Genomic DNA, 22775 nt, shown 5'->3' with positions numbered 1-22775 from the left:
CTCGTGCCTCACCCGGGCGTAGAGCCCTGGTCCTGCTCATCAGGTTGCGGAATCCGAACACGATGACTCACCGACGCGCAACCACTCGTTACGAGATCGCATGCCGAGGGGCACGATAGGGGATACCTCCGACTTCTACTCAGCACGAGCCACCAGGGAGAACCCCTTGACCCGGCAGACCACCGACAGCAGCAGCACCCAGAAGGAACCGACGCAGCCGCGGCGCGTCCACGTCATCCGCGACGGGCTCGCTGCGCACCTGCCGGACATCGACCCCGAGGAGACAGCCGAGTGGCTGGACTCCTTCGACGCCGTGCTCGATGCCGCAGGCCAGCAGCGGGCCCGCTACCTCATGCTGCGCATGCTGCAGCGGGCACGGGAGCGCCACGTCGGCGTCCCGTCACTGACCAGCACGGACTACGTCAACACGATCCCGACCGACCGCGAGCCGTGGTTCCCGGGCGACGAGGAGGTCGAGCGCACCTACCGGCGCTGGATCCGCTGGAACGCCGCGATGACCGTGCACCGCGCGCAGCGGCCGGGCATCTCCGTCGGCGGCCACATCTCGTCCTACGCGTCCTCGGCCACGCTCTACGAGGTGGGCTTCAACCACTTCTTCCGTGGAAAAGACCACCCGGGCGGGGGTGACCAGGTCTACATCCAGGGCCACGCCTCCCCCGGCGTCTACGCGCGCGCCTTCCTCGAGGGGCGGCTCTCGGAGGACCGGCTCGACGGGTTCCGCCAGGAGCTCTCGCACGGCGGTCCGGGTCACGGGCTGCCGTCCTACCCGCACCCCCGCCTGATGCCGGACTTCTGGGAGTTCCCCACCGTCTCGATGGGGCTCGGCCCGATGAACGCGATCATGCAGGCGCGGTTCAACCGGTACCTGGGCGCCCGCGGCTTCACCGACACGTCCGACCAGCACGTCTGGGCGTTCCTCGGCGACGGCGAGATGGACGAGCCGGAGTCGCGCGGTCTCATCCAGATCGCGGCCACCGAGGGCCTGGACAACCTCACGTTCGTGGTCAACGCGAACCTGCAGCGCCTCGACGGACCGGTCCGCGGCAACGGGAAGATCATCCAGGAGCTGGAGTCGTTCTTCCGGGGCGCCGGCTGGAACGTCATCAAGGTGATCTGGGGCCGGGAGTGGGACGCCCTGCTGCACGGCGACCGTGACGGCGCGCTGATCAACCTGATGAACGACACCCCGGACGGGGACTACCAGACCTACAAGGCCAACGACGGCGGGTACGTCCGCGACCACTTCTTCGGCCGCGACCCGCGCACGAAGGCGCTGGTCGAGCCCATGACGGACGCCGAGATCTGGAACCTCAAGCGCGGCGGCCACGACTACCGCAAGGTCTACGCGGCCTACGCGGCGGCGCTGGAGCACAACGGCCAGCCCACGGTCATCCTGGCGAAGACGATCAAGGGTTACGGCCTCGGCTCGCACTTCGCGGGCCGCAACGCCACCCACCAGATGAAGAAGCTCTCGCTCGACGACCTGAAGAACTTCCGCGACTCCCAGCGCATCCCGATCTCGGACAAGGAGCTGGAGGCCGACCCGTACCTGCCGCCGTACTACCACCCCGGCGACGACGACCCGGCCATCCAGTACCTGCGGGAGCGCCGCCGCGTCCTCGGCGGCGACGTACCGTCGCGCCGGGTCAGGTCCAAGCCGCTCGTGCTGCCCGGCGACAAGGTCTACGAGGTGGTCCGCCGGGGCTCGGGCAAGCAGGAGGTCGCCACCACCATGGCGTTCGTCCGGCTGCTGCGGGAGCTGATCAAGGACAAGGAGATGGGCGCGCGGTTCGTTCCGGTCATCCCGGACGAGGCACGCACGTTCGGGATGGACTCCATGTTCCCGACGCAGAAGATCTACAACCCGAACGGGCAGCAGTACACCTCGGTCGACGCCTCGCTCATGCTCGCCTACCGCGAGTCCGAGCAGGGCCAGCTGCTGCACGAGGGGATCAACGAGGCGGGCTCGGTGGGTTCGTTCACCGCGGCCGGCACCTCGTACGCCACGCACGGCCAGCCGATGATCCCGGTGTACGTCTTCTACTCGATGTTCGGCTTCCAGCGCACCGGCGACTCGATCTGGGCCGCGGCCGACCAGATGGCCCGCGGGTTCCTCGTCGGAGCCACGGCGGGGCGCACCACGCTGACCGGTGAGGGCCTGCAGCACAACGACGGGCACTCGCTGCTGCTCGCCAACACCAACCCGGCGGTCCTCGCCTACGACCCGGCGTTCTCCTACGAGGTGGCGCACATCGTCAAGGACGGCCTGCGTCGCATGTACGGGGAGGGCTCCGAGGCCGACGCGGAGGTGCTCGGCGGCGAGAACGTCATCTACTACCTGACGGTCTACAACGAGCCCTACGTCCAGCCGGCGGAGCCGGAGGACCTCGACGTCGACGGCCTGCTGCGCGGCATCTACCGGTACGCGGGCTGCGCGCGGCCCGACGGGCCGCAGGTGCGGCTGCTCGCGTCGGGAGTGTCGGTGCCGTGGGCGCTGCAGGCCCGCGACATGCTGGCCGAGCAGTGGGGTGTCGGTGCCGAGGTGTGGTCGGTCACGTCGTGGGGCGAACTGCGCCGCGACGGGGTCGAGGCCGAGCAGCACAACCTCGTGCACCCCGACGAGGAGGCGCTCGTGCCGTACGTGACGCGCGCGCTCGGTGACGGGGGCGCGCCCGTCGTGGCGGTGTCGGACTGGATGCGGGCCGTACCGGACCTGATCCGCCAGTGGGTGCCCGCGCCGTTCACCACGCTGGGCACCGACGGGTTCGGGCTGTCGGACACGCGTCCGGCCGTCCGGCGGCACTTCAACGTCGACGCCGAGTCGATCACGGTGGCGGCACTGGAGGCGCTCGTGGAGCGTGGCGAGTTCGACCGCGGCCAGATGGTCGAGGCCGCGGCGAAGTACCGGCTCGACGACCCGCAGGCCGCCGGACCGCAGACCACCGACAGCGGCGTGGCCTGACGTCGTCCCGCCCCGGGGCCGGAAGCGGCCCCGGGGCGGGACGCGTGCCGGGATGATCGGTGAACAGTGCGTGGCGTTGTCGCCACGGACAGGTCCACTTCGGTCGCCCCAACGTGTCAGCCTGTGCTGACATGGCTCCTGTAAGCGCCCGACCTGCGACGCCGTGGAAAACACACAGGTTATTGGCTCTCGGCAGCGGGGCCGGAACACGATACGCTCCGCCCGACGCCGAGCCCGTGTGATCGGGATCGGGGTCCCGACCGGGGCGCGGACCGTAGCGGCCAGGCGGCGCGATGCTGGGGGCGAGTGCCCCGGCACCAGGTACGAGGAGAGCAAGAATGGCAGAGGGCACCGTCAAGTGGTTCAACAGCGAGAAGGGCTACGGGTTCCTCGCTCCTGACGGTGGTGGCGCGGACGTGTTCGTGCACTACTCGGCGATCCAGACCAACGGTTACAAGAGCCTCGACGAGGGCCAGCGCGTGTCGTTCGACATCGAGCAGGGCCAGAAGGGTCCGCAGGCAACCAAGGTCACCCCGCTCGGCTGAGCCGGGCTGCCGGGATCACCCGGTAATCGCAGGCGCTGCTGCGCCACGCCCTGATCGCCCCCGCGCCCATCGCGACATCACCGGGCCGGAGGCGCCTACCGACGTCCGTTGGTCGCGTACGGCCACCGGCGATTCGCGTCGCCCCTGACCGGGTCCACGGCATCCGGCCCACCCTTCTTCGGCGCTCCGTGCGCCCTCAGTGGGCCTGCAACTGCCCGTGGCCTCCGGTCGAGGGTCGCGATCGGCACCCCAGTCCGTTCGTGTCAGACGGTAGCGATGCGCTCGCTGAGGCCGACGAGCGGGTGGGTCTTTCACCCACTCGCCGGACGGTCGCCTGCGTAGCGTCAGGTTGCGGGTATCGCCATGAGGTCGGCGAGGGACTCCATCTCCACCGTCAACAGGGTGGACGGTTGATGTCCCATGCCGGTGAACTTGCCCTGGACCTCCAGGTTCACCACCCCGTGCATCCGCACCCAGACGAGCAGTGCGCCGGTGAGCGCGGTGGCGGGGTCGGCGTCAGGCGCGTAGGTGCCCACCCAGTCGGCCAGTCTGTCGTTCCGCTTGATCCACTCCTGCACCTGCTCCCGGAGCTCGATGGCGGCGGGCCAGATGTGGCCGCTGCCCAGCACGGGCAGGAACGGGCCGAGCACCGCTTTGGCCCGGTCGACCGTCTCGGGCGGCGAGTCGGGCGTCGGCGAGGGCATGGACGTGAGCAACCGGTACAGGTGGGGGGCGGCGACGGCCCACCGTCGGTAGGCGTGGGCGAGGTGCTGCAAGCGCTCCCGCGGCGACAGCTCCCCGATGCGCTCGGACTCGACGTGCACAGCGGCCGCGGCCTCGGCATAACAGTCGAAGACGAGCTCCGTCAGCAGGTCGTCGCGGCTGCGGAAGTACTTGTAGAGCGCTGGACCCGTGACGCCCAGCTCCTTCGCCACGGCGTTCAGACTCAGTGCCGCGGGGCCGCCGTCGCACATCTGGGCCAGCGCGGCCTGCTTGATCTCGGCGCGCACCTGGTCCCGATAACGCTGGCGCGGGCTGCCGTTGCCGGCGGTCATGCCGTCATACCTTCCTCCGCCGATCGTCTCGTCCTCGGTGCGAGACCCTGAGCTCCAGCTTCATGCGCGTGATGCGGTGTGTCGACGGCAAATGCCCGTAGCTGAACGGATGCCTCGCAACCGTGCCCACACTCACGTCTCGCTGCGTGACGTCATCGCAGCTCCGCGTACATCTCCCAGAGGAGCAGCTCCGCCCCGTCCGGACCTGCCACCGTCCGCTGCCCCTCACTCGCCGTGATCCGGGCTGCGTCCCCGCGGGTGAGCGGCCCCGACCCTTCCAGCTCAACGCCGCCGCGAGCCACGAACAGGTGCACCTGTGGCGCGGCAGGCAACTCGGCGGTGGCGCCCGGCCGCAGCCGCGCGGCGAGCAGGGCCGCGTTCTCCTGCCGCAGCGAGACGGCGCGGTCCGCCGCGTGCTCCCGCCTGCCCGAGGCGACCACGAGCAGCTCGCCGGAGTCCAGGGCCGAACCGATGTCGACCTGCTCGTATCCGGGGGTCCCGCCCGGCGAGTCGGGCAGCACCCACATCTGCACGAGATGCACGCCCGTGCCCTCGTCGGGCGTCCCGGCCGCCCCGCCGCCGGCCCGTTCCGAGTGGACGATCCCCGAGCCGGCGCTCATCCGCTGCGCCGTGCCCGGCCGGATCACGCCGGAGTGGCCCGCGTCGTCCTCGTGCACGAGCGTGCCCTCGAGCACCCAGGTGACGATCTCCATGTCGCGGTGCGGATGGGGGTCGAACCCGCAGCCGGGCGCCAGCACGTCCTCGTTGCTCGCCATGAGGAGCCCGAAGTGCGTGTTGGCGGGGTCGTAGTGGGCGCCGAACGAGAAGCTGTGGCGCGAGTCGAGCCAACCGGTGCGCGTGCGCATCCGGTCGATAGCGCGCCGGACCTCGACGGCCGGAGCCGGGGTGGTGCCCATCCGAGCCTCCTGTCGGGACCCCTGCGGAACGTCCGGCGGGCCCGCGGTGTTCCTGCCCCCGTGCGATGCTGCCCCCGTGACGTGCGATGGAGCGAGCACGGCGGCGGTTCGGGACGGTCCTGCCGCCGTCTCCCCTGCCACGCTCCGCAAGCTCGAGCTCGCGGCGGGGGACCTCGCCATCGCCTGTCTGCAGTCGATGGAGGAGCACCAGCCGTGGTTCGCCCGGCTGCCGGCCGAGCAGCGCTCGGCAGTACTGCTCGTCACCCAGACCGGCGTCGCCAACTTCGTCGCCTGGCTCGGCGAGCGTGGCGAGTCGATCCGGCTCACCGCGGAGGCCTTCCGCATCGCTCCCCGGGACCTCGCCCGTCGGCTCAGCCTGCGCCAGACCGTCGACCTGGTCCGGATCGCGACGGACGTCTTCGAGCGCCACCTCCCGCCGCTCGCCGCGGACGAGGCCGAGCGCCACGCGCTGGTCGAGGGGATCCTGCGCTTCGGCCGCGAGATCGCCTTCGCCGCGGCCACGGTGTACGCGGGCGCGGCCGAGACCCGCGGCGCGTGGGACGCCCGGCTCGAGGCCCTCGTCGTCGACGCCGTGGTGCGCGGCCCGAACGTCGACGACGGGTCCGACGACGCACTCGTGTCCCGCGCGTCCACGCTGGGCTGGGACCCGGACGCGGCGGTACGGGTGGTGGCCGGGAGCCCGGCACCCGACACGGCGGCCGAACGGCTGGGAGAGCTGCGCAGGCAGGCCGCCAGGGTGGGCCGGTCGGTGCTGGTCGGGGTGCAGGGCAGCCGGTTGATCCTGCTGGTCTCCGAGCCACCCGGCCCCGAGCGGCTCGGCAGCGGGGTGGGCGCCGACATCGACCGGCTCCTCGACGGGTTCGGTCCCGGCCCGGTGGTGGTCGGTCCGGTGGCCACCGAGCTCGCCGCCGCCCACTGCAGCGCGCGGGACGCGCTGTCCGCGTTGCGTGCCGCGCCGGGATGGCCCGACGCGCCGCGCCCGGTCGCCGCCGACGACCTGTTGCCCGAGCGGGCGCTGGCCGGCGACACCGCCGCTCACCGGATGCTGGTGGACTCGATCGTCGCCCCGCTCGAGACGGCGGGGGGCGAACTGCTGCACACGCTGGCCGCCTACCTGGAGGGCGGCGGGGCCCTCGAGGCCTGCGCACGGGCCCTGTTCGTGCATCCGAACACCGTGCGCTACCGGCTGCGGCGGGTCTGCGACATCACCGGCCGCAGCCCGTTCGACCCTCGGGACGCGCTGGTGCTGCGCACCGCGGTCATCGCGGCCCGGCTGGACCCCTCGCAGAGCGCGGAACCACCGGCGTGAGCTGCGGAAGGCCTACAACGACCGGCCCGCATCACGTGGCCTACTCCACGGACGAACAGCGCCGCTTTGGAGGAAACCTCCAATTCCGGAGCATGGGATTGGTGCGTGCCGGTATCCCCCCGCAGCGTCCCTCCGGTGTTCTCTGGTCCTTGTGATCGCCTTGCTCGCACCCGGTCAGGGGTCCCAGACCCCTGGCATGCTCGCTCCCTGGCTCGATGATCCGGTGGCGGAGGAGACACTCGCCAGATGGTCGGCCGCCACCGGGCTCGACCTGGTCCACCTCGGCACGGAGGCCGACGCCGAGGAGATCAAGGACACCGCCGTCACCCAGCCGCTGGTCGTCGCCGCCGCGCTGCTCGCCGCCGCGCGGTTGACCGCGCACATCGAGCTTCCCGCGGCCGCCCCCTCCGCCGGACACTCCGTCGGCGAGCTCGCCGCAGCCGCCGTCGCCGGGGTGCTCACCCCGGACGCCGCCGTCGCGCTCGCCGCCGTGCGCGGCCGGGAGATGGCCGCGGCCTGTGCGCTCGAACCCACGGGCATGAGTGCGGTGCTGGGCGGGAATCCCGACGAGGTGCTCGCCAGGCTCCACGAGCTGGGGCTCGACCCCGCCAACCGCAACGGCGCCGGACAGGTCGTCGCGGCGGGTCCCGTCGACGCGCTGGCGGCGCTCGCGCAGGACCCGCCGGAGCGGGCCCGTGTGAAGCCGCTGCCGGTGGCCGGGGCCTTCCACACCCGCTTCATGGGTCCGGCCGAGGAGGCCATGCGCATCCACGCCGCCGGGATCTCCCCCACCGACCCCACCCGGCCGCTGCTGTCCAACACCGACGGCGCGGTCGTCACCGACGGCGCGGAGGCGTTGCACCGCCTCGTGGCCCAGGTGACGCGGCCCGTCCGGTGGGACTCCTGCATGCTCACCCTGCGCGAGCTGGGCGTCACCGCCGTGATCGAGCTGCCGCCGGCGGGCGCGCTCGTGGGGCTGGTCAAGCGCGACCTGCGCGGCACTGCGACCGTGGCACTGAAGACACCGGACGACCTCCAGGCGGCCGTCGACCTGATCACCGAGCATGCGGGGGCAGACAAATGACACAGCTCCGACTCGCACCCACCGCCCCTGGCGCCCGGATCCTCGGACTGGGCAGCGCCCAGCCCGACAACGTCGTCACCAACGACGACCTGGCCCAGCGGATCGACACCAACGACCAGTGGATCCGCGAGCGCGTGGGCATCGAGAGCCGCCGCATCGCGGAGGAGGGCACGCTGCTGGTCGACATGGCCACCGAGGCCGGAGCCCTGGCCGTCAAGGACGCCGGGCTGGAGCCGAACGAGATCGACACGGTCATCGTCGCCACGTGCACGATGCCCACCCCGATCCCGAACGCGGCCGCGCAGACCGCCGACCGCATCGGCATCCCGGCGCCGGGGGCCTTCGACCTCAACGCCGCCTGCGCCGGGTTCTGCTTCGGCCTGGGTGCCGCCGCCGACCTCGTGCGGGCGGGCAGCTCGCGCAACGTGCTCGTGATCGGGGCGGAGAAGCTGTCCGACTGGCTGGACTGGACCGACCGCTCCACTGCCATCATCTTCGCCGACGGAGCGGGCGCCGCGGTCGTCGGAGCAGCGCCCGACGAGGCCTCCGTCGGCGTCGGCCCGCTGGCCTGGGGCAGCGCGGGCGACATGTCCCAGACCATCCACATCAAGCCGGAGAACAACGCGCTCGCCCAGGAGGGCCAGGCGGTCTTCCGGTGGGCCACCACGAAGATCGCCCCCGTTGCGCTGCAGGCCATCGAGCTGGCCGGGCTCACCCCCGCCGACATCGACGTGTTCGTGCCCCACCAGGCCAACCTGCGCATCGTCGACGCAGTGGCCAAGCGGCTGCGCGCCAAGGGCGCGCGCGAGGACATGGTGGTGGCCGACGACATCCGCCACTCCGGCAACACCTCGTCCGCCTCGATCCCCCTCGCACTCGACCACATGCGCGCCGACGGACGGGTGCGCTCCGGCGACACCGTGCTCCTCGTAGGCTTCGGCGCGGGCCTGTCCTATGCCGGCCAGGTCGTCGTCTGTCCCTGACCGTCCGATCCGACGACTCCCGTCCCACCAGAAGGAGAACCACCGTGGCTGACAACACCGAGATCCTCAGCGGCTTCGCCGAGATCGTCGAGGAGGTCGCCGGCATCGACCCCGCCGAGGTCACCGTCGACAAGTCCTTCGTCGACGACCTCGACATCGACTCCCTGTCGATGGTCGAGATCGCGGTCCAGGCAGAGGACAAGTTCGGCGTCAAGATCCCGGACGACCAGCTCGCCGAGCTGAAGACGGTCGGTGACGCGGTGGACTACATCGCGAAGAACCAGTGACGGGCCCCATCACGATCGTTCCTCCGGAGGACCTATGAGCACCGCTCACGACGTCGTCGTCACCGGGCTCGGCGCGACCACGCCGCTGGGCGGGGACGTCGCCTCGACCTGGGAGGCGCTGCTCGCCGGCAGGTCCGGCGTGCGGCGCATCGACGACGCCGAGCACGAGTGGGTGGAGCGCCACCAGCTGCCCGTGAAGATCGCTGCGCCGCTGGCCGTCGCACCCACCGAGGTGCTCCCCCGCGTCCAGGCGCGCCGGCTCGACCGGTGCGAGCAGGTGGCGCTGGTGGCGGCCAAGGAGGCCTGGGCCCAGGCGGGCCTGGGCCCCCGGGACGACATGCAGGTGGAGCCCGAACGGCTCGCCGTGGTGGTGGCCACCGGCATCGGCGGCGCCGTCACCCTGCTCGACCAGGACGACCTGCTCGAGACCGGCGGCCTGCGCAAGGTCTCGCCGCTCACCGTGCCGATGCTCATGCCCAACGGCCCCGCCGCCTGGGTCGGCATCGAGTACGGCGCCCAGGGCGGCGTGCACGCGCCGGTCTCGGCGTGCGCCTCGGGTGCGGAGGCCCTCGCGTGGGCGCTGCGCCTGCTGCGCGGAGGTGAGGTCGACGTCGTCATCGCCGGTGGCGCGGAGGCCTGCATCACCGGCATCACGGTGGCCGGCTTCGTGCAGGCCCGCACGCTGTCGCAGCGCAACGACGAGCCCGAGCGGGCCTCCCGCCCGTTCGACGTCGACCGCGACGGGTTCGTGCTCGGTGAGGGTGCCGGGATCATGGTGCTGGAGCGGGCCGAGTTCGCGGCGGCCCGCGGGGCCACGGTGCTCGGCAGGCTCGCCGGTGCCGGCCTCACCTCGGACGCCTACCACATCACGGGCCCCGAGCCGGAGGGCATCGGGCAGTCCCGGGCCATCGCGAAGGCGGTCCGCGACGCCGGCCTGGAGCCGTCCGACATCGGACACGTCAACTGCCACGCCACCTCCACGGTGGCGGGCGACGTGGGCGAGACGCGGGCGGTGCGCAAGGCACTGGGCGACCACCCGGTGCTCACCGCGCCGAAGTCCGCGCTGGGTCACATGGTCGGCGCCGCGGGTGCGGTCGAGAGCATCATCACGCTGCTCTCGATCAAGGAGGGCGTCATCCCGGCGACGCTGAACCTCGAGAACCTCGACCCGGGTGTCGAGCTCGACGTGGTCGCGGGCGAGCCGCGCAAGGTCGACCTCGACGCCGCGGTCTGCGACTCGTTCGGGTTCGGCGGCCACAACGCCGCCGTCGTCATCACCGGCGCCTGAGCGGAAGCGTTGCCGCGGCCCGGCGGCCGCGGCAACGCTCTCCCTCGCCGGCTACCCCACCTGGTGCAGCCACGTGGCGGGGGCACCGTCCCCGGCCCATCGGAACGGCTCCAGGGCGTCGTCCCACGCCGAACCGAGCAGATCGTGCATCCGGCCGGGCAGCTGGCTGGCCGGCACCTCGGCGAGAAGGGCCCGCAGGCGGTCCTCCGCCACCACGATGTCGCCGTTGGCACTGGTGCGTCCGGACCACAGGCCCAGAGTGGGGACATGGCAGAACCGCTCGCCGTCCACCCCCGGGCTCGGTTCCTCCGTCACCTCGAACCGGAGCATCGGCCAGGCCCGGAGGGCGCCCGCGATGGCGCCCCCGCAGCCGGCTGGACCGGACCAGCTGCACTCGGCCCGCATCTGCCCGTGCACTGCCGGTTGGGGAGTCCACTGCAGAGACACTTTGGTCCCGAGCACGCCTGAGATCGCCCACTCGACGTGCGGACACACCGCAGTCGGCGACGAGTGGACGAAGACCACGCCGCGTGCGTTCACTGCAGACCTCCAACGTCGACGAGGATCGTCTTCCCCTACGTCCTCGCGCCGTGGCGACCTGCTCCGTGCAACCGGGTCAGCACCCGGCTCCGTTTACCGTGATCAGTCTGCACGGTCTGTCGCGACACGGCCAACAAGACACGTCGATCGGGCGTGTTGCCGCGCCGAACGGCTCGGGATCGGCGCACGTCACCGTGGCGGGAGTGGACCGCCGTCGAGATAGGTGTTGTCGTCGAGCACGGCCCGGCGGGAAACCCGTAACGGAACGTCACCGGCGCCGCGACGGAAGCGGTTGCCCGTGATCGCCACGTCGGTCATCATCGCGGCCGGCGAGTCCTGCCGGACGGTGTAGCGGCCGCCGCCGAGGACGTTGCCCCGGATCACCATCGCGCCGTCGGCGCGCTGTCCTGCCTTCTCCGGAGCCAGCAACAGGGCGCTGCCCCGCCCCGGCCCGTCACCGAGCTCGATCCGGTTGTCCTCCACGAGGACGTCGCTCCCGGTTCCGCGCAGCACCAGTCCGTGGACATCGCCGCCGCGCACCGGGGCGAAGTCGTGCACGCTGCTGTTGCGCAGCCGCGCGCCGTCCCCCAGCTGGGCGCCGTCGTGCGTCACCCCGACGATCTCGATCCGCTCGCCGCTCCAGCGGTCGCCCCCGATCGCCGCCTCCGGGAAGTCGCCGGTGAGCGTGACGTCCTCGATGCGTACCGACCCGGCGGCCGTGGTGACGATCCCGTAGGGGGTGGCGCCGTCGCCGGTGACGCGGCTGCGCCGCACCACCACGTCCGGAGCGTCGATGACGATCCCGCCGCTCACGTCCCAGCCGTCGAACACCGCACCGGCCACCGACACCGTCAGCGGCCCTGAGCGGCACAGCCGGCTGACACCGGTCGGGAGACCCACGCTGCCCCGCTCGGGCGCGGTGTAGGGGCCCGCCGCGTCACAGCCGACAGCTGCCGTCGGAGCGAGCGTCACGGTGGGAGCCGGACCACCGGGGAAGGTGCCGCCCTCGGTGGCGACGACGACGGCGACCACGGCCAGCACGCACGTCGCCAGGGCGAGCCCAGCACGCACGAGGACCCTGCTCGGTCCGGCACCCAACCCCTGCACGGCGCAGAGCGTACGGGCGCCGACGCCCTGTGTCGCCGCTGGGATCTACGAAGAGTGAATTGTTATCACGTTGTGTAGTGATTGACGCCGTCCGTCTCGACGCTCCGCACCACACCCCGTTCGACCAGCACGTCGAGATGGGCTGCGGTCTCCAGGGTGGCGAGCATCGCGTTGAACGGGTCGAGCTCCTCGAGGCGCCGGTCACGCCGGGTCCACGGCAGCACCGCAGCCACCTCGTACGCGGTGGAGCGGCCGTCCTGGAGGGCACCGAGCGTGGCGTCGAGGCGCTTGGCGTGGTGGGCGATCAGCTCGTCCACACGTTCGTGCACGCGCCGGCCCACCGGACCGTGGGCCGGGAGCAGTGCCGCATCCGGCCGGCCCCGGACGAGCTCGAGCGAGGTGAGGAAGTCGGCGAGCGGGCGGCGGGCCGGCGCCGCCTCGAACCCGATCGAGGGAGTGATCCGCGGCAGCACGTGATCACCGGAGAACAGCAGCTCGCCTGCCTGGTCGGCGAAGACCAGGTGCCCCTGGGTGTGCCCGGGGGTGGCCACCGCCTGCAGCACCCGCTTCCCGTCCGGGGCCGGGTCGAGGACGATCTCCGCGCCGTCGTCGATCCAGTCGTCGGGGTACTCCCACACCGTCGGGTCGTGGGGTTCGGCAGGCAGCTTCGCGAGGCGCGCGAGCAGCTCGTGACCACCGGCGTGGCGCAGCCGCGTGAGGTGCGCAGGCTCCGTCCGCGGCCCGTTGATCACCTCGAGCGCGGGCTGCTCCCCCCGCCCGAGCGCGACCCGGATGCCGAAGCGCCTGCGCAGCACCACGGCCTGCGTGTAGTGGTCCCGGTGGACGTGGGTGACGAGGAACCGGCGCACGTCACCCAGACCGGCACCGAGCTGCGCCAACGCCTCCTGCAGCAGGTCGCCCGCCTGTGCCAGCGCCCATCCCGAGTCGATCAGCGTCCACCCGTCGCCGTCCGCCACCGCATACACGTTGACCGCACGCAGCCCGTCGTTCGGGAGCGGCAACGGGATGCGATGGACCCCAGGGGCACAGCGGAACACTCCCGGCGCGGTCCAGTCGGCGTCCGGGTCGTCATCGCAGATCACTCCGAGACGATAGGCGCCCCGGCGACCCGCTGCCCGGGCGGCGGGGAGGCCGCGCATGTGCAGAGCGCACACGATCGACGCAACACCACTCTTCAGTGATCGTCGACGCACCCGAAAGTGGCGCTCCTGTCCGTTACTGTCCAACGCACTGCGATCAACAAGCCCCCGAACGGGGGCACGAGGAGGATGTGCACGATGGCTGCTGAGGGAACCCGACACCCGGACGTGATCGGGGCGCCGTTCCTCACCGTGGCCGAGGTCGCCCAGCGAATGCGGGTCTCGAAGATGACCGTCTACCGGCTCGTCCACAGCGGAGAACTGCCGGCAGTGCGCTTCGGCCGCTCGTTCCGGGTGCAGCGCGCGGCGGTGGAGGAGCACATCCGCGCGGCCCGCTACGAAGCCGGACGAGCGGCCGTCGAGGCCCACACGGCCGCGGCCCGGGCCCGCTGAACCAGGGGGCGCCACGGCAGGGCCGTGGGCCGACCACGGCGGCCGGATGCACGCCTCGACGCGCCCGTCGGCCGGCTGGTGACCGACTGCTCGGGCCCGTTCCCCCGGGCACCGAGCACGACCACATCGCCTGTCCGCGGCCGAGCCGCCACCGCCCGTCCGAAACACTGCGGTAACCGGACTGCCACCACACCCGACCTACCCTCGGTGTGGCCATGTCCACGCGCACCAGCCAGCACACCGGCCGGCTCGTCCCGGTCGGTGACACCGTGCTGCGGTTCCGCGTGGTCCACGGCTACCGGAGGGCCTTCCGGCTGGCCGGAAAGGGCCCACCGGTGGTGCTGGTCCACGGGATCGGCGACAGCTCCGCCACCTGGGAGCCCGTCATCCCGGCGCTGGCCCGCCGGCATCTCGTGATCGCTCCCGACCTGCTCGGGCACGGCAGCTCCGACAAGCCACGGGCCGACTACTCCGTGGCCGCCTACGCCAACGGCCTGCGCGACCTGCTGGGGGTGCTCGGCGTGGAGCGGGCGACGCTCGTCGGGCACTCGCTCGGTGGCGGGGTGGCGATGCAGTTCGCCTACCAGTTCCCGGAGCGGACGGAGCGCCTCGTGCTGGTGGGCAGCGGCGGCGCCGGCCTGGACGTCACACCGGTACTGCGGGCGATGACACTGCCCGGCGCCACCGGGCTCCTGCACCTGCTGCGCATCCCGACCGCGCGGCTGCAGGTCGGGATGGCCGTGCAGCTGCTGCGGCTGATGGGTTCCGGCCTCGGCCAGGACGCCCCGGACCTCCTCCGCATGGTCGACGCGCTCCCGGACGCCACCGCACGTGCCGCCTTCATCCGCACGCTGCGGGCCGTGGTCGACTGGCGCGGCCAGGTGGTGACGATGCTCGACCGCTGCTATCTCACGCGCGGCATGCCCACGCTCCTCGTGTGGGGATCGCGCGACGCCGTGGTGCCCGTGGCCCACGCCCGCCGTGCCCACGAGGCGATGCCCGGCAGCAGGCTCGAGGTGTTCGAGGGGGCCGGGCACTTCCCGTTCCACAGCGACCCGGCTCGCTTCGTGGCGCTCCTGGAGGACTTCTTCGCCACCACCGAACCGGCGCCCTGGAGCGCAGAGCAGTGGCGTGAGCTCCTGCGCGCCCCCGATTCCGTGGACAACAGCCCACGGCACGCCACCGGCGAGCGCAACGCGACCTGACGAGACGGCCGAGGTCGTCGGTGGCTCCGGCTACCGTGGGCCACCAACGCCCGGAGGCTCCGTTGCTCGACCATCTCTCGATCCAGACGACCGACGTCGACGCCGCCGCCGCGTTCTATCTGCGGGTGTTCGCCCCGCTGGGCATCCGCGAGGCGATCCGCATGGGCCTCGACGGAGACACGGCGGTGGGCCTCTCCGGCCCCGACGGGTTCCCGCGCTTCTGGCTCGGGCCCACCACGGCCCCGTCCGGCCGGGAGGTGCACATCGCGTTCACCGCACCCGGGCGCACCGCGGTCGACGAGGTCCACGTCGCGGCCCTGGAGGCCGGAGCGGAGATCCTGCACGCTCCGCGGGTGTGGCCCGAGTACCACCCCGGCTACTACGCGGTGTTCCTCCGCGATCTCGACGGCAACAACGTGGAGGCCGTGCACCACACCTTCCCGAGCCCGGCCACCTGACCGGGCGCCCCCGGCGGAGTGCAGCTGGTCGTCACGGCCGTGTTCCTTGCCCAGGGCGAGTCCGCAGGGGCCGGTGGCGCGGTCACGGTGCGGCGCCGGTGAGAGCGACGTCGCCGTGGCCCTCCCGCGCGGCCGCGACGTGGCAGGCCGCCGAGTGCTGGGGCGCCAGCTCGACGAGCTCCGGGGTGATCTGCGCGCAGGTGTCGACCGCGAGTGGGCACCGCAGGCGGAACCGGCAGCCCGGCGTCGGGTCGATCACGCGAGGCGGCTCCCCCCGGTCGGAGGTCTGGTCCACCGACAGCGGCCCCCGCGGGTCCGGGACCGCGTCGACCAGCAGCCGGGTATAGGGGTGTTTGGGAACCTGCAGCACGTCCTCCACCGGTCCGGCCTCCACGAGGTGCCCGGCGTACATGACCATGACGCGGTCGGCGACGTAACGCGCGCTGGCGATGTCGTGGGTGATGTACAGGAGCGAGACGCCCTGCTCGTCGCGCAGCTGCGCCATCAGGTTGAGCAGGCCGATCCGCACCGAGACGTCGAGCATCGAGACCGGCTCGTCGGCCACGATCAGCTTCGGCCGGTAGGCCAGCGCCTGGGCGAAGCCGATCCGCTGCCGCTGACCGCCGCTGAGCTCGTAGGGGTACCGGTCCAGGACGTCGCCCGCCGCGTCGAGGCCGAGCCGCGCGACGATCGCCTCCGCCTCGGCCCGCCGCTGGTGGCGCGGGATGTCCGGGCGGTGCAGCGCCATGCCACGCAGGATCCCGTGGGAGACCCGGTAGGCGGGGTTGAGGGACGCGAAGGGGTCCTGGAAGACCATGGGGACGTCGGACCGGTAGGCCAGCAGGTCGCGGCGGGACCGCAAGCTGGACAGGGGCCGCCCCTGGTAGAGGATCTCACCGGCCGTCGGCCCGTGGACCCGTGCGAGCAGCCGGGCCACGGTGCTCTTGCCGCTGCCGCTCTCGCCGACGAGCGCCACGATCTCGCGGTCGCCGATCCCGAAGGAGACGTCGTCGACGGCGTGCAGCGTCTTCCGGGCGATCGCGCCACCGACCTTGAAGTGGCGGGTGAGGCCGCGCGCCTCCAGCAGCGGCGGCCGACCGTCGGCGGACGCCGCACCGGGAGGTGTGGTCATCGGAGGGCCTCCTCGACGGCGGGGGCGTGGAGGTGACAGGCGGCCGCGGTCGGCCCGACGTCGTAGCGCGGAGGCGGGACGTCACACATCTCGAATCGGGCGGGGCAGCGCGGCGCGAACCGGCAGCCGGTCGGCGGATGCAGCAGGTTCGGCGGGCTCCCGGCGATGCCGGTCAGCGGGACCCGTGGCCCCCGGATCGACGGGAACGCGTCGAGCAGGCCCCGGGTGTAGGGGTGGGCGGGCTCGGCGAACAGCGCGCGGGTCGGGCCGAGCTCGACCGCCTGGCCCGCGTACATCACGACCACCCGGTCGGAGAAGTGACTGACCAGCGACATGTCGTGGGTGACGAAGACGACGGCGAAGCCGAGCTGTTCCTGCAGCTGCTTGATCTGCATCATCAGGGAGCGCTGCGCCACCACGTCGAGGGCGGACGTCGGCTCGTCCATGAGCACCAGGTCGGGGGTGAACAGCAGTGCCATGGCGATCATGGCCCGCTGGCGCATGCCCCCGCTGAGCTGGTGGGGATAGCTCTTCAGGTGCACGGTGTCGATGCCCACCAGGTGGAGCACCTCGGCCGACCGGCTGCGGACGACCTCCGTGGAGCGCTCCCCGTGCGCGCGCATCGCGTCCGCGAACTGGGCACCGAGCTGCTTCACCGGATTCAGCGCGTTCATCGCGCTCTGCATGACCACCGACAGGTCGCGCCAACGGATGGCCGCCAGCTCCTTCGCCGTCATCGTGACGAGATCTCGACCCGTGAACAGGACGCGGCCGGCGCTGACCCGCGCCGGTGGGCTGAGCAGCTGGGCCAGCCCGAACAGCATCGTGGACTTGCCGCATCCGGACTCCCCCACCACGGCGACGAACTCGCCGCGGTGGACGTCGAGGTCGAAGGACTCGACCGCGCGGACCGGGCCCGCCGCGGTGTCGTACTCGACGGTCAGGTCACGCACCTCCAGCACGCAGCCGGGCACCGGACCGGAAGCCTCATGAACGGGCTCGCTGGGCACGGGTCCTCCGTACGGGTCGCAGGGCAGGGTTGCCGATCTCGTCGAACGCGTAGTTGAGCAAGGCGAAGGACGCACCCAGGAGCGCGACGCACAGCCCGGGGGCCACCACCCAGAGCGCCTGCCCGCTCTGCAGCGCGGAGTTGTTCTGCGCCCAGTACAGCATCGTCCCCCAGCTCAGCGAGCTGTTGTCGCCGAGGCCGATGAACTGCAGGCCGGCCGCGGTGAGCACCGCGTAGAGCGCGCTGCCGAGGAAGTTGGCGAGTATCAGTGAGGTCATGGTCGGCAGGACCTCGAACAGGATGATGTAGGACCGCCGCTCGCCCCGGACCCGGGCCGACTCCAGGAAGTCGCGGTTGCGCAGCGACAGCGCCTGGGCGCGCAGCTGGCGGGCGCCATAGGACCAGCCGGTGAAGACCAGGACGCCGATGATCACCGTCGGGTTGCCCGTCCCGGCGTACGCGGCGATCACGATGATCAGCGGGAAGGTCGGCACCACCAGGAAGATGTCGGTGACCGCCGACAACACGCTGTCGGCGACCCCGCCGAGGTAAGCCGCGGAGACACCGATCAGCACCGACAGCACGGTGGCCAGCCCGCCGACGACGACAGCGATCACCAGTGACTGGCGGGTGCTGTAGATCAGCTGGGCGAGGATGTCCTGCCCGAAGGCGGTCGTCCCGAGCAGGTGCTGCGCCGACGGGGGCAGCATGAGGTCGAAGGCGCGGGCGTCGGGATCCCGGACCGGGGTGAACAACTGCGGGAACGCCGCCAGCACCACGAAGAGCACGAGGATGACCGCGCCCGTCGTGGCCTTGCCGCTGGTGCGTATCGCCCGGAACAACCCGGACCCACGCCGCCGCGACGAGCGGCGCGGCATCTCGGTCGGGCCGGCGGTGCCGGTCAGCAGGGCGGTCACGAACCACTCCTCGCCCGAGGGTCGAGCCAGGCGGTCAGGAAGTCGCAGACGAGCACAGCGACCAGGACCGCGACGGTGATCATGAGGAACAGGGCCTGCATCAGCGGGTAGTCCAGGTTGTTCACCGCGTTGAGCAGCATGTAGCCCAGGCCCGGGTAGTTGAAGACGTACTCGACCAGGATCGCTCCGGCGACGACGAAGCCCAGGGACATCGCGAAGCCGGCGAGGTTGGGCAGCAGCGCGTTGCGGGCCGCGTACTGGTACATGATCGTCCGGTTGGACAGGCCCTTGGCCCGGCCCATCCGCACGTAGTCCTCGGCGACCACCGTCACCATGTTGTTCCGCATGGTGAGGATCCAGCCGCCGACCGAGGTGATCAGGATCGTCGCCGCGGGCAGCAGCGCGTGCCGGAGCACGTCGATGACGAACGGTCCCGACAAGCTCGGGACCAGGTTGATGTCGTAGGCGCCGTCGTTCGGCAATGCGCCGTCGGTCCAGACCGAGAAGACCAGGATGAGCATCATCCCGACCCAGAAGTAGGGCAGCGCCGAGGTCACGACGAAGACCGGCGGCACGATGCTGTCGATCTTCCCGCCGCGGCGCCAGCCCGAGACCGTCCCGACGAACGTGCCGACCACGAAGGCCAGGACCGTGGCCACGCCGATCAGGCCGAGGGTCCACGGCAGCGCCTGGCGGATCTGGCTGCCCACCGACAGCGGGAAGTAGGTCAGCGACGTACCGAAGTTCCCGGTCACCGTGTTGTGCAGGTAGCTGAGGTACTGCGACCACAGCCCCTCCGTGTCGTCGATCCCGAACGCCACCTGCATCGCGTGGACGGCGGTCGGGTTCAGCCGGCCGTGGAACCTGGCCATCATCGCCGTGGCCGGGTCCCCCGGCATCAGCCGTGGGATCAGGAAGTTCACCGTGACCGCGGCCCAGAGCGTGAGCACGAAGAAGCCCAGCCGGTGCAACAGGAATCTCACGACAGCCTCCGCGTGCTCATGCCCGGCCCTCGTCTCTCCGCCCTGGTCAGTTCTTCGGCGCCAGGTGCAGGACCACCTGCTCGTTGTCCGGGATCTGGTACGGCGCGGGCAGGGCGTACGGGTCGGCCTCCGTCGGCCAGCCGGTGAAGTCGCTGGTGTCGTACTGGTACCAGTTGACGTTCTCGGTCGTCGGGATCACCGGGACGTCGGTGAGCATCGCCTGCTGCACGGTGTTCAACAGCTGGTGCTGCGTGGCCTCGTCCGCTCCGGCGAAGGAGTCGAGCGCCTTGTCGATCGCGGGGTTCTCGTACCGCTCGTAGTTGCTGGCCGCGTCCTGACCCAGGGGCGCACTGTTGGCGCTGTGCAGGATCTGGCGCAGCTCGTAGTAGGGCCCTGCCCCGCCCACCTGGCTGTAGTAGGCGAGGTCGAAGTCGCCCTTGGCCAGCCGATCCTGGAAGGTCTGCCCGGCCAGGTCGTCGATGGTCAGGTGGACGCCAAGCGGCTGGAGCTGCTGCTTGATCTCGGCGAGCGAGGCGTCCCAGTCCGTGTAGCCACTGATCGTGATCACGCTGAGCTCGAGTGGGTGCGCCGGGGAGTACCCGGCACCGGCCAGCAGGTCGGCGGCCTTGGCCCTGTCCACCTTGTAGCCTGCCGCGTTCGCGGCGTCCGAGTCGTACCACTGCTGGAAGGTGGGGAGCACGACACCCGTCTGGTTGGCGGCCGGCTGGTAGCCACCTTCGCCGACCTTGGAGACGGCCTCACGGTCGATGGCGAACGCCAGTGCGCGCCGGACGGCGACGTCGGCGGTGTTCGGGTGCTTCATGTTGAAGTACAGCGCGACGTTGGTGGTCGGCGGGAACCAGTAGTGGTGGTTCTCCTTGTCCCGGGAGATGTAGAGCTTGTCGATACCCGGGATGAACTGACCGCCCCACTGGTCCTTGCCCGACGCCAGGTCGAGGTTGGCGGGGTTGTTGTCGGTGTAGGCCGGATAGTTGATCTTCTTCACCTTGGGCAGCCCGGGCTGCCAGTAGCTCTCGTTCGCGGTGTAGACGATGTTGTTCGCGCTGCACGGGTCGACCTTGTACGGGCCGGTGCCGATCGGCTGGGCGTCCTGGTACTTGACCGGGTCCTGCGCCGCCTCTCCGGTGCCCCAGACGTGCTGGGCGATGATCGGGGTCTGACCGGCGAAGTAGTAGAAGTACGGGTCAGCAGGCGCCGAGAACCGCATCGTGACCGCGTTCCCGCTGGCGCTCACGTCGGTGAGGATCGAGTCCCAGAGGGCGTTGATGTCCAGCCCCGGGTTGGCTTTCAACAGGTTGAAGGTGAAGGCGACGTCGGCGGCGGTCATCGGCTCGCCGTCGCTCCACTTCACGCCGTCCCGGACGGCGAAGGTGATCGACTTCTTGTCCGGCGCCCACTCGTAGGAGCCGGCCAGCATGGGTGTCTCGGCGTTGTTCTTCAGCGCGTTGATGTAGATCAGCGGCTCGTAGACGAACCCGAAGGACAGGTAGTTGACCGCGGGGTTGAACGGGTTGAACCCGCAGGTCCACGTCTGTCCGGCCACGTTGGCGATGGTCAGCACGCCAGAGGCGGCCGCGCTGTCTCCCCCGCCCCCGCCCGCGGAGCACCCGGTCAGCAGCATCGCGCCGGCAGCGCCGGCAGCGAGGATCTTCGTCAGCCTCATCGACAGCGTCCTTCGTCTCGACATTGGCGGGCCGGTGCGACGAGCAGGGCAAGGAACTGCAGGGCACCCGCAGCGGCGTCCACGTGTAGTGCTGACCTCGTCGTCCGCCGGACCCGCCGGCTCGACGGGGACGGCCCGGAGGTCCGACGGCCGCCGAGGTGATCGTGGACGCTAGCGCGCAGCCGCATTGCCGTCCACACGTCTGTAAACTTCATTTCCAACGAACTACCGGTGCCGGGACGCCATCCCGGCAACCGGGCAACCGCAGACCACAGCCCGAGTGCACCCGCCGGCGCTCGGGCATCCGTCGGTTGCGATTCGATCTCGGCGGCCCGGACCGGACGGAGAACCCGGTGACGTTTCAGGCACATCCCGCTCCGCGCGACGGCCCCGCCCCGGCGGTCTCCCGGGCGCGCCGCGACGACGGCGACGTCTCCGGGGCCACCCCGCGGACGGTGCGCGCGATCAACGACCGCGTGACCCTGGAACTGCTCCTGCAGCACGGGAGCCTGACGCGGACCCAGCTCGCCGGACTCACCGGCCTGTCCAAGCCGACCGCCACGCAGCTCCTCCAGCGGCTGGCCGAGGTCGGTCTCATCGTGCCGCGGGGGACGACGTCCGGGGCGCCCGGTCCGAACGCCCAGCTGTACGGGCTCAACGAGCGCGCCGGCCACGTCGCGGCGGTCGACGTCGACGACTACGGCGCCACCGCGGCGGTCGCCGACCTCGCCGGACAAGTGCTCGGCGAGGTCTCCGCCCAGGTCGACTACACGACATCCGACGACCCGCTCCCGTCCTTCCGCCGGGTGCTGGCCGACGCCTGCCGACGCGCCGGCGTGAAGCAGCGCGAGCTGGACCTGGTGGTCCTCGGGGTGTCGGGCGCCTACGACGCCGAGCACGACCGGCTGGCCTTCGCCGACCACATCCCGGGCTGGGCGCAGCCGCAGACGCTGACCCGGCTGCGCCGTGCGCTGCGCTGCGAGCTCGTCGTCGAGAACGACGTCAAGCTCGCGGCCGTGTGGGAACGGGGCCAGGGTGCGGCCCGGGAGGTCCCCGCCTTCGCACTCCTGTGGGCCGGCACCGGGCTCGGGCTCGCCATCGACCTCGGCGGCACGCTGCACACCGGTGCGACGGGTGGCGCCGGAGAGATCGGCTACATGCGACTGGGCCTGCGTCCCACCGACGGCGGTGCCCTGCCGGCCACCTTCCACGACCTGGTCGGCGCCGAGGCGGTCGCCGCACTGGCCCGGGAGCACGACCTGCCGACCGCCCCCGGGGCCGCGGTGGCGGCTGCCCGCCGGGACCTCGGTCAGGGGATGCCCTTCCTCTCGGAGCTCGCCCGGCGCCTGGCCGGCGGACTGGCGCCGATCGTCGCCGTCCTCGACCCTCCCCTGGTGGTATTGGCCGGCCCCACCTGTGCTCCGGGCGGCGAAGTCCTCGTCCAGCTGGTGCAGGAGGAGCTGAGGGCGATCTCGCCCTTCACCACCCGGCTCGCGGTGAGCCAGGCGCCCGGCAGTGCGGTGCTGCAGGGCGGTCTGGACACCGGCCTGGGCCGGCTGCGCGCCCGGCTGTTCGCGGACGGGGGTCGGGCCGAGCTCGCACCGGTGCCGCGCGACGCGCGGTAGTCGCCGGCCCGCCGCTCCCTTGCCGGAGCCGCTCCGGCCGCGCTAGCGTCGGCACCGACTGTAAGGAACGTTTCCTTTCGATGCACTGAC

General features: G+C 71.6%; 21 protein-coding genes. 11 read left to right on the top strand and 10 right to left on the bottom strand.

From position 1 onward, the window contains the following. Positions 1 to 166: 166 nt before the first annotated feature. Positions 167 to 2983, top strand: a complete 2817-nt coding sequence (gene aceE, locus ACQPZA_RS09760) for a pyruvate dehydrogenase (acetyl-transferring), homodimeric type (RefSeq protein ID WP_433279889.1) — start codon at positions 167 to 169, stop codon at positions 2981 to 2983. Positions 2984 to 3321: 338 nt separating this feature from the next. Further along, positions 3322 to 3528, top strand: a complete 207-nt coding sequence (locus ACQPZA_RS09755; protein ID WP_075941971.1) for a cold-shock protein — start codon at positions 3322 to 3324, stop codon at positions 3526 to 3528. 344 nt (positions 3529 to 3872) lie between these two features. Here the strand turns inward: ACQPZA_RS09755 and ACQPZA_RS09750 are convergent, their stop codons facing one another. Then, positions 3873 to 4583 (bottom strand): TetR/AcrR family transcriptional regulator, encoded by a 711-nt coding sequence (locus tag ACQPZA_RS09750; protein WP_433279888.1) that lies wholly within the window; start codon positions 4581 to 4583, stop codon positions 3873 to 3875. Positions 4584 to 4735: 152 nt separating this feature from the next. Continuing rightward, positions 4736 to 5500, bottom strand: a complete 765-nt coding sequence (locus tag ACQPZA_RS09745) for a pirin family protein (protein ID WP_433279887.1) — start codon at positions 5498 to 5500, stop codon at positions 4736 to 4738. A gap of 76 nt (positions 5501 to 5576) precedes the next feature. On the opposite strand from ACQPZA_RS09745, the gene ACQPZA_RS09740 reads away from it, so the two are divergent. The 5 genes from ACQPZA_RS09740 to ACQPZA_RS09720 all read left to right on the top strand — a co-directional run bounded on the left by ACQPZA_RS09740 (position 5577) and on the right by ACQPZA_RS09720 (position 10472). Continuing rightward, a complete protein-coding gene (locus ACQPZA_RS09740) occupies positions 5577 to 6830 on the top strand; it encodes a PucR family transcriptional regulator (RefSeq protein ID WP_312859007.1) in 1254 nt (417 codons plus the stop codon). Between the two features lie 151 nt (positions 6831 to 6981). Further along, a complete protein-coding gene (locus ACQPZA_RS09735) occupies positions 6982 to 7914 on the top strand; it encodes an ACP S-malonyltransferase (RefSeq protein WP_433279886.1) in 933 nt (310 codons plus the stop codon). After that, complete coding sequence (locus tag ACQPZA_RS09730; protein WP_433279885.1) at positions 7911 to 8897, top strand: beta-ketoacyl-ACP synthase III; 987 nt, start codon at positions 7911 to 7913, stop codon at positions 8895 to 8897. The genes ACQPZA_RS09735 and ACQPZA_RS09730 overlap by 4 nt, the downstream gene beginning before the upstream one ends. A 44-nt stretch (positions 8898 to 8941) precedes the next feature. Next, on the top strand, positions 8942 to 9184 hold the full coding sequence (locus tag ACQPZA_RS09725) for an acyl carrier protein (RefSeq protein ID WP_169395137.1): 243 nt from the start codon (positions 8942 to 8944) through the stop codon (positions 9182 to 9184). Positions 9185 to 9218: 34 nt separating this feature from the next. Continuing rightward, entirely contained in the window at positions 9219 to 10472 is a 1254-nt protein-coding gene (locus ACQPZA_RS09720) for a beta-ketoacyl-[acyl-carrier-protein] synthase family protein (RefSeq protein ID WP_169395138.1), read from the top strand. 51 nt (positions 10473 to 10523) lie between these two features. Here the strand turns inward: ACQPZA_RS09720 and ACQPZA_RS09715 are convergent, their stop codons facing one another. From ACQPZA_RS09715 to ACQPZA_RS09705, 3 genes are all read right to left on the bottom strand, one after another. Continuing rightward, positions 10524 to 11012, bottom strand: a complete 489-nt coding sequence (locus ACQPZA_RS09715; RefSeq protein ID WP_169395139.1) for a DUF3145 domain-containing protein — start codon at positions 11010 to 11012, stop codon at positions 10524 to 10526. Positions 11013 to 11201: 189 nt separating this feature from the next. Continuing rightward, a complete protein-coding gene (locus ACQPZA_RS09710) occupies positions 11202 to 12119 on the bottom strand; it encodes a hypothetical protein (RefSeq protein ID WP_433279884.1) in 918 nt (305 codons plus the stop codon). 65 nt (positions 12120 to 12184) lie between these two features. Further along, a complete protein-coding gene (locus ACQPZA_RS09705) occupies positions 12185 to 13222 on the bottom strand; it encodes an MBL fold metallo-hydrolase (protein ID WP_433279883.1) in 1038 nt (345 codons plus the stop codon). Positions 13223 to 13417: 195 nt separating this feature from the next. On the opposite strand from ACQPZA_RS09705, the gene ACQPZA_RS09700 reads away from it, so the two are divergent. The 3 genes from ACQPZA_RS09700 to ACQPZA_RS09690 all read left to right on the top strand — a co-directional run bounded on the left by ACQPZA_RS09700 (position 13418) and on the right by ACQPZA_RS09690 (position 15335). Then, entirely contained in the window at positions 13418 to 13672 is a 255-nt protein-coding gene (locus ACQPZA_RS09700; protein WP_433279882.1) for a helix-turn-helix domain-containing protein, read from the top strand. A 215-nt stretch (positions 13673 to 13887) separates the two neighbouring features. Next, positions 13888 to 14877 (top strand): alpha/beta fold hydrolase, encoded by a 990-nt coding sequence (locus ACQPZA_RS09695; protein ID WP_433279881.1) that lies wholly within the window; start codon positions 13888 to 13890, stop codon positions 14875 to 14877. A gap of 20 nt (positions 14878 to 14897) precedes the next feature. After that, positions 14898 to 15335 carry a VOC family protein gene (locus tag ACQPZA_RS09690; protein WP_433279880.1) on the top strand — a complete coding sequence of 146 codons (438 nt, stop codon included), beginning with the start codon at positions 14898 to 14900 and terminating at the stop codon, positions 15333 to 15335. An 82-nt stretch (positions 15336 to 15417) separates the two neighbouring features. Here ACQPZA_RS09690 and ACQPZA_RS09685 read toward each other — a convergent pair whose 3' ends face one another. From ACQPZA_RS09685 to ACQPZA_RS09665, 5 genes are read right to left on the bottom strand one after another with little or no spacing between them, the layout of a single operon-like run. Further along, entirely contained in the window at positions 15418 to 16467 is a 1050-nt protein-coding gene (locus ACQPZA_RS09685; RefSeq protein WP_433279879.1) for an ABC transporter ATP-binding protein, read from the bottom strand. Beyond that, positions 16464 to 17477 carry an ABC transporter ATP-binding protein gene (locus tag ACQPZA_RS09680; protein WP_433279878.1) on the bottom strand — a complete coding sequence of 338 codons (1014 nt, stop codon included), beginning with the start codon at positions 17475 to 17477 and terminating at the stop codon, positions 16464 to 16466. Before ACQPZA_RS09680 ends, ACQPZA_RS09685 begins: the two co-directional genes overlap by 4 nt. Next, positions 17455 to 18393 (bottom strand): ABC transporter permease, encoded by a 939-nt coding sequence (locus tag ACQPZA_RS09675; protein WP_433279877.1) that lies wholly within the window; start codon positions 18391 to 18393, stop codon positions 17455 to 17457. The genes ACQPZA_RS09680 and ACQPZA_RS09675 overlap by 23 nt, the downstream gene beginning before the upstream one ends. Further along, the gene (locus ACQPZA_RS09670; protein WP_433279876.1) at positions 18390 to 19376 is read right to left on the bottom strand and encodes an ABC transporter permease; all 987 of its coding nucleotides are present in this window, start codon (positions 19374 to 19376) and stop codon (positions 18390 to 18392) included. The genes ACQPZA_RS09675 and ACQPZA_RS09670 overlap by 4 nt, the downstream gene beginning before the upstream one ends. A gap of 46 nt (positions 19377 to 19422) precedes the next feature. Beyond that, positions 19423 to 21060, bottom strand: a complete 1638-nt coding sequence (locus ACQPZA_RS09665; protein ID WP_433279875.1) for an ABC transporter substrate-binding protein — start codon at positions 21058 to 21060, stop codon at positions 19423 to 19425. Positions 21061 to 21413: 353 nt separating this feature from the next. On the opposite strand from ACQPZA_RS09665, the gene ACQPZA_RS09660 reads away from it, so the two are divergent. Beyond that, positions 21414 to 22685 carry an ROK family transcriptional regulator gene (locus ACQPZA_RS09660; RefSeq protein ID WP_433279874.1) on the top strand — a complete coding sequence of 424 codons (1272 nt, stop codon included), beginning with the start codon at positions 21414 to 21416 and terminating at the stop codon, positions 22683 to 22685. The last annotated feature ends 90 nt before the right edge of the window (positions 22686 to 22775 follow it).

Origin of the sequence: Pseudonocardia xinjiangensis (assembly GCF_050948425.1) — a bacterium.
Taxonomy (GTDB): domain Bacteria; phylum Actinomycetota; class Actinomycetes; order Mycobacteriales; family Pseudonocardiaceae; genus Pseudonocardia; species Pseudonocardia xinjiangensis.
The sequence above is the reverse complement of the archived record's forward strand: the minus strand, read 5'-3'. Positions and strand labels throughout refer to the sequence as shown.

Coding starts and splice junctions, on each gene's coding strand:
- ACQPZA_RS09700 (WP_433279882.1), top strand. CDS start 13,418: ATGGCTGCTGAGGGAACCCGACACCCGGACGTGATCGGGGCGCCGTTC.
- ACQPZA_RS09755 (WP_075941971.1), top strand. CDS start 3,322: ATGGCAGAGGGCACCGTCAAGTGGTTCAACAGCGAGAAGGGCTACGGG.
- ACQPZA_RS09745 (WP_433279887.1), bottom strand. CDS start 5,500: ATGGGCACCACCCCGGCTCCGGCCGTCGAGGTCCGGCGCGCTATCGAC.
- ACQPZA_RS09695 (WP_433279881.1), top strand. CDS start 13,888: ATGTCCACGCGCACCAGCCAGCACACCGGCCGGCTCGTCCCGGTCGGT.
- ACQPZA_RS09685 (WP_433279879.1), bottom strand. CDS start 16,467: ATGACCACACCTCCCGGTGCGGCGTCCGCCGACGGTCGGCCGCCGCTG.
- ACQPZA_RS09730 (WP_433279885.1), top strand. CDS start 7,911: ATGACACAGCTCCGACTCGCACCCACCGCCCCTGGCGCCCGGATCCTC.
- ACQPZA_RS09665 (WP_433279875.1), bottom strand. CDS start 21,060: ATGAGGCTGACGAAGATCCTCGCTGCCGGCGCTGCCGGCGCGATGCTG.
- ACQPZA_RS09720 (WP_169395138.1), top strand. CDS start 9,219: ATGAGCACCGCTCACGACGTCGTCGTCACCGGGCTCGGCGCGACCACG.
- ACQPZA_RS09750 (WP_433279888.1), bottom strand. CDS start 4,583: ATGACCGCCGGCAACGGCAGCCCGCGCCAGCGTTATCGGGACCAGGTG.